The sequence below is a fragment of the Deinococcota bacterium genome, from assembly GCA_030858465.1.
GTDB lineage: Bacteria > Deinococcota > Deinococci > Deinococcales > Trueperaceae > JALZLY01.
The window spans coordinates 1-6,189 of the sequence record JALZLY010000190.1; the positions used below are offsets into that span (position 1 = coordinate 1).

The 6,189-nt window shown below is 67.1% G+C and carries 5 protein-coding genes; all 5 read left to right on the top strand.

Features of this window, described 5'->3' with window-relative positions:
* The coding region (locus M3498_09735) for a hypothetical protein (GenBank protein MDQ3459562.1) at positions 1-584 on the top strand (584 nt) is incomplete at its 5' end.
* A gap of 70 nt (positions 585-654) precedes the next feature.
* On the top strand, positions 655-3,174 hold the full coding sequence (locus M3498_09740) for a hypothetical protein (GenBank protein MDQ3459563.1): 2,520 nt from the start codon (positions 655-657) through the stop codon (positions 3,172-3,174).
* Between the two features lie 94 nt (positions 3,175-3,268).
* On the top strand, positions 3,269-4,513 hold the full coding sequence (locus M3498_09745; protein ID MDQ3459564.1) for an aspartate kinase: 1,245 nt from the start codon (positions 3,269-3,271) through the stop codon (positions 4,511-4,513).
* 120 nt (positions 4,514-4,633) lie between these two features.
* Positions 4,634-5,806 (top strand): CHRD domain-containing protein, encoded by a 1,173-nt coding sequence (locus M3498_09750; protein MDQ3459565.1) that lies wholly within the window; start codon positions 4,634-4,636, stop codon positions 5,804-5,806.
* A gap of 170 nt (positions 5,807-5,976) precedes the next feature.
* The coding region (locus M3498_09755) for a class I SAM-dependent methyltransferase (GenBank protein ID MDQ3459566.1) at positions 5,977-6,189 on the top strand (213 nt) is incomplete at its 3' end.

The window sequence follows — 6,189 nt, forward strand, 5'->3', positions numbered from 1 at the left end:
CCATGACGATGCCAGCGACGCAACCGACCATCGTGCCCCCCAAGACGAGTCGAGGCCGCTCGTGGCTGCGGGCCCCGCTCATCCTCGCCGCCGTTCTCATTCTCGTCGCCGCGACCTACGCCCTCGCCTGGTACCGGGCCTATGTCCTCTCCACCGAGTTCATGGCGAGCGCCGAGGTGAGCTTCGCCGCGGGCGACTACTTGCTCGCCTTGAGCGGCTTTGAAGAGTTCGACGAGAGAAGCGGCCGCTACGTCTTCAGGGGCGGCTACGCCCAGGTGCTGCGCGTCTGGAACAACCCCTACGCCTGGCCGGTCCCCGAAAGCGTCGCCCGGGCGAGCGCGCGCGTCGACGAGATCATCGAGGAGAGGCTCGGCCTAGCCGACGCTGAGCGCTTCGTCCAGGTCAATATCGGCCGTGGCAACCCTTATCTCGGCCGCATCTATCTGCGCCTGGGCGAGCTCTACGAAGCGGAGGGCGACCTGCGCGGTGCCGAGGAGGTCTACGAGGAGGTATTGGAGCTTTTTGGCCGCGACGCCGCCCTCGCTGAGCGCGCCGAGGCCAATCTGGCGAGGTTACGCCAGTGATGAAGCTGTCATCACTCAGCCATCAGCATCTCTTCTGCTGACGGCTGATAGCTGGCTAAGGAGGAACACCATGCTTAAACTCGCAACCCCTTTTGTCGCCATCCTGACCGCACTCGCCCTAGCGGGCGCCGAGGCACCCGCAGGCGGCACCCTCTGGGAAGCCTGGGAGGCCAAGGATATCGGCGCCATCGGCGACGACAACAGCGGCTCGAGCTTCGCGCTGAGCGACGAGGTCATGACCCCCGCGGGTCGGCCCGTGCTTCAGGTTACGCCGAGCGGCGAGGCGCTTGAAACGAAGCTCGCCCTTGACTTCTCCGGCGAGGAGATGATGGCCTGGGCCGGAGGCGACCTGCTGCTCGAGGTCTACCTGCCGCCGGAAAACGACCTGAGCCCCACCCATTTCTTCCTGGGCCTCGCCGACGTCACCGGCGAGTGGCAATGGGTGGACGGGGTTTTCTCCGAGACTGCTGCCCAGCCGGGCTGGAACCGGGTCCGCTTCCCCTTGAGCGCGACCATGCGCAGGCTTGAGCCCGAAAACCGCTACACCCTCTTCATGTCCTTTTTCTACGCCGACGACAACGAGAACAAGACGGCGCTCGAGACACCCTTTTACCTCGGCAGCGCCTTCCTGGCCGAGCGGGAGGAGGCCGACGCCGCGGCCGCCGAGCGCGACCCGGCCTTTGACGAGGAAGCGGCCGCGCTGCTTAGGCTTGACGACGAGGCGCTGTTAGAGGAGGTCGCCCGGCGCACCTTCGACTTCTTCTGGCTCGAGGCCAACCCCGAAAACGGCCTGGTCAAGGACCGCAGCACCCCCGACGCGCCCTCGAGCATCGCCGCGGTGGGCTTTGCGCTCGCCGCCATCCCGGTCGCCGTCGAGCGCGGCTGGATCAGCCGTGACGAGGGCTATGAACGCGCGCTGACCACCCTCAACACCTTCGCTGAAGGCGGCGTCGAGGGCGAGCGCGGCTTCTTCTTCCACTTCGTCGCCATGGAGACGGGAGAGCGCGTCTGGACGAGCGAGCTCTCCTCGATCGACACCGCGCTCTTTATCGCCGGGGCGCTCACCGTGGGGGAATACTTCAACGATACGGAGGTCGAGGAGCTGGCCCACCAGCTTTACCGGGCCATCGACTGGCAGTGGATGATGGCCGAGGGTGACACGGTGTCGATGGGCTGGATGCCCGAGAGCGGCTTCTTGGACGCGAGATGGTCGAACTTCGACGAGGGGCTCCTGCTCTACGTCCTCGGCATCGGCTCGCCCACCCACCCGCTGCCGCCCGAGAGCTGGGACGCGGTGATGAGGCCCGTTCGCGACGGCACCATCTACCTTCCCGCTGAGACGCTCTTCGTCTACCAGTATCCGCTCGTCTGGCTCGACCTTAGCGACAAGGAAGACCGCTACGCCAACTACTTCAACAACGCCGCACGGGCTTGCGAGCGCAACCGAGAGTTCGCCATCGAGCACCAAGGCGAGTTCGCCAGCTACCGCGAGGATGTCTGGGGTTTGAGCGCCTCCGACGGCCCCTTCGGCTACAAGGCCTACGGTGCCGCGCCCTCGAACCACGACGGCACCGTCGCGCCCTACGCGCCGATCGCCTGTCTGCCCTTTACGCCAGGAATCGCCCTGGGGGCGGTGCGCAGGATGCTCCGCGAATACGGTTCCTTGGTGTGGGGCCGCTACGGCTTCGTGAGCGCCATCAACGAGGACGAGACCTGGTACTCGACGGAGTACATCGGCATCGACCAGGGTGACATCCTCTTGATGATCGAGAACTACCGCAGCGGCCTTGTCTGGGAGCTCTTCATGCAAAACGAGCACGTGCAGCGGGCTTTGGGGCTCATCGGCTTCGAGGAACGCGAGGCCGATTACGCGGTGACGCCCTCCTACGCCGCCGAGCTCGGCGAGCGGGCGGAAGCGCTCAGACAGCCGGTGACGGCGCGCCGCGCCGGGGCGGCCGTGACCGTGGACGGCGACCTTGCGGACTGGCAAGGAGCCGAGTGGTACACCGTCGACGAGACGATGAACGTCCCCGCCGGTGACATCGCTCCGGTCGACCCGCAAGAGCGGCGCCTCCAGAGCCGCTTCGCCGTTCTTTACGACGACCGCTACCTCTACCTCGCCGCCGAGGTAACCGACAACGTTATCGTCTCCAACATCGCTCCGGACGACCTGGAGGCCTTCTACCGGACGGACTCCGTCGAGTTCTATCTCGACCCCGGCGCCCAGGGCTCTGGCACCGGGGCGGGGCTTTACAAGCTGGCCGTCATCCCCTTCGACACCGAGGGCAAGGTCCAGGCCGTCAGGCACGAGGACGCGCGGCCCGGCCCCATCGCCGAGACCAGCCGGCGGGCGCAAGTGGCCTCGAGCCGGACCGAAGAGGGCTACCTTGTCGAGGTCGCCGTCCCGCTCGCCGAGCTGGGCGTCTCGGGCGAGGCGGGCAGCGAGCTCGGCTTCTCGCACGTGCTTCATAACAGCAACGCCCTTGACGCCGAGACGGGCGCTTACGCGCGCGAGAACATCCTCGGCTGGAACCCGGTGCCCAACGTCTGGGCCGACCCGAGCGCCTGGAGCAGGCTCAGGCTCGAGTGACAGGACTGAGGTAAAAGGACTGAGGACTGAGTAAAGGCTTTTCTCTCAGTCCTGTAACCTCAGTCCTCAGTTCTTTCTTGTTAAACTGTGGCTCATGGCACTCGTGGTCCAGAAATACGGCGGCACCAGCGTCGGCGACGTCGACCGCATTCACAAGGTGGCGGCCCGCATCGCTAGAAACGTCGAGGGCGGCGACAAGGTGGCGGTGACGGTCTCGGCGATGGGGCGGACCACCGACGGCCTGATTCGCCTGGCCAGGGAGATCACGCCCCGGCCCAGCCGCCGCGAGCTCGACGTCTTGATGGTGACCGGTGAGCAGCAGTCGGTGGCGCTGGTGACGATGGCGCTGCAACACCTGGGCGTCCGGGCGCGCTCCTTTACGGGTGCTCAGGCGGGCTTTGTCACCGACGGCTTCTTTGGCGGCGCGCGCATCCGCGAAGTCAGGCCCGACCGGCTCCTCGCGGCTTTCGAGGACCACGACGTGGCCGTCATCGCCGGCTTCCAGGGCGTGGACGAGGCGGGCAACCTGACGACGTTGGGCCGCGGCGGCTCCGACACCACCGCGGTGGCGGTGGCGGCCGCCCTGGGCGCGCGCGAGTGCGAGATCTACACCGACACCGAGGGCGTCTACACCACCGACCCGCACCTCATCCCCGCGGCGACGAAGCTGGACGCCATCGACTACGACGAGATGCTCGAGCTGGCCTCGGTGGGCGCCCAGGTTCTGCACCCGCGCAGCGTCTGGTACGCGCGCCGCTACGGCGTGGTGATCCACGTGCGCTCGAGCTTTTCCTACAACACCGGCACCCTGGTGAAAGAGGTAAAAAGGGTTGGTGAGCTGAAAGGCGGCGACAGAGTGAAGACCGACAAGCCCGTGACCGGCGTGGCGCTCGACCGCAACCATGCCCGTATCAACCTGCTCGGCGTGCCCGACGTGCCGGGCGTTGCCGCGCAAGTCTTTCGCGCGCTCGGCGACGCCGGCGTCAACGTGGACATGATCATCCAGGGGGTGCCGGGCAGCGACGAGAGCCGCCAGCAGATGGCCTTTACCGTCAGCAAGGATAGAACCGAAGACGCGTTGGGGGCGGTGGCGCCGGTCCTGGCGCGGCTCGGCGGCGAGGCCGTGGCTGACCCCGAGATCGCCAAGATCTCCATCGTGGGCGTCGCCGTCGGCTCGACGCCCGGCGTCGCCGGGAGGATGTTCGCGGCCGTCTCGGCGGTGGGCGCCAACATCGAGATGATCGCCACCAGCGAGGTGCGCATCTCGGTGGTCATCCCCGCCGCCCAGGCCGAGGAGGCGCTCAGGTCGGTCCACAGCGAGTTCGGGCTCGAGCGCTGAGAGCCGCCTCACGCTTCGTGGTTTGTGGGACAGACCGCACACTCCACCTCGGGGCTGTGGCAGGCTAAGGGTTGGACATGTGTCCACTTTTTTTCTGCAACCATCCGAAAGGAGTTGTCCATGCAACGATTTTTTAGCCTAGCAGGACTCATCGTGCTCGCTGCGCTGCTCGCCGCCTGCGGTCAGCGGGGCCTTCCCGAGGCGGTGACCGGCAACCTCCAAGTGAGCGTCGAGGGTGTAGACAGCGCCGAGGTCAGTGTCTTGACGGCAGTGGGCACCGAGGCTGCCTCCGCTACCGTCACGGCCGACGACGCGATGGTGTTTGAAGATCTGACGGTCGGCGTCTACACCGTGACCGCCACGGAGCAGACCGGCTTCGTTACCCCTTCCGTCCCCGCCACCGTGGTGGCCGGCGAGACGGTGCCCGTCACGCTGACCTTCGTGGCCGAGGAGCCCGAAGAGCCCGAAGTTGACAGCTCGGTGAACGCGCTCGAGCCGCAACCCGAGACCACCAACGATCCCGATACCGTGACCGCGGCGAGCGGCTCCATCACCGTGGACTTCAGCGGCGAAGGCATCACGCTCGGCGGCTCCTACACCAACCTGACCAGCGCGCCGATCATCGCCGCCGGCGAGGCCGAGGCCCACATCCACTACCGCGGCGAACTCTTCGACGTGCCGGTCGAGGGTGACCAGAGCGCGGGTACCTTTGGGGCGAGCTTCAGCTATGACGCCATGGCCGGTGCGCTCGAGGGCGTCGACGCAGCCACGGTCGAAGAGGAGTTGCGAAGCGGCAACTGGGCCTACTTCAACCTCCACACCGAGACCAATCCGGCCGGCGAAGTCTACGCCTGGGTAACCGACCAGGACGACCTCTATGCCGAGGGCCTGGTGCCTCAGCCCGCCACCGCCGACGATCCCGACACCGTCACCACCGCTACGGGCACCTTCGCGACGGCGTTCAGCGAAACGGGCGTTACCGTGTCGGGTTCCTACCAGGACCTGACCAGCGCGCCGATCATCGCCGCCGGCGACGCCGAAGCGCACATCCACTACCTGGGCCAGCTCTTCGACGTGCCGGTCATGGGCGACGCGGCGAGCGGCAGCTTCGAGGCGACCTTTACCTTTGACGAGATGGCCGCCGCGCTCGCCGCGGCCGATCTGGACTTCGACGCGGCCACCGTCGAACAGCACCTTGGCAGCGGCAACTGGGCCTACTTCAACCTCCACACCCAAGACAACCCCGGTGGCGAAGTCTACGCCTTTGTCCGGGCAGCCGTGACCGCCGAGTAAGCGGCTTTGAGTCCGACGCTTGGAGGCGGCCTTGGGGCCGCCTTTTTCGTAAGCCTTCGTCGTAGCCTCGAGTGCCCCATCCAGCCGAGCGCTCCAACCAAAGCACTGATGAGGGCTGGATTCGCGCCGTGCTTGGGCGAGTCGTCGTTGGCGTCGCGTTAGACTGAGCCATGCGTCTTGCCGTAGCTGCTGTTCCGGGAGTTCCTGCCGACGCCGCCGCGGCGTGGGCCGAGCGCCTGCGCCTGCCGCTCGAGCCCCTCGGCGAGACGGACGCGGAGGGGCTGCTGGTGTGGACGGGGGAGAGGCTCGAGCTCCGCGACAGCCGGCCGGGCGCGGCGGGACCCGTCTACGTGGACTTCGTCGCCGGCCAGGCGGCCCACCGC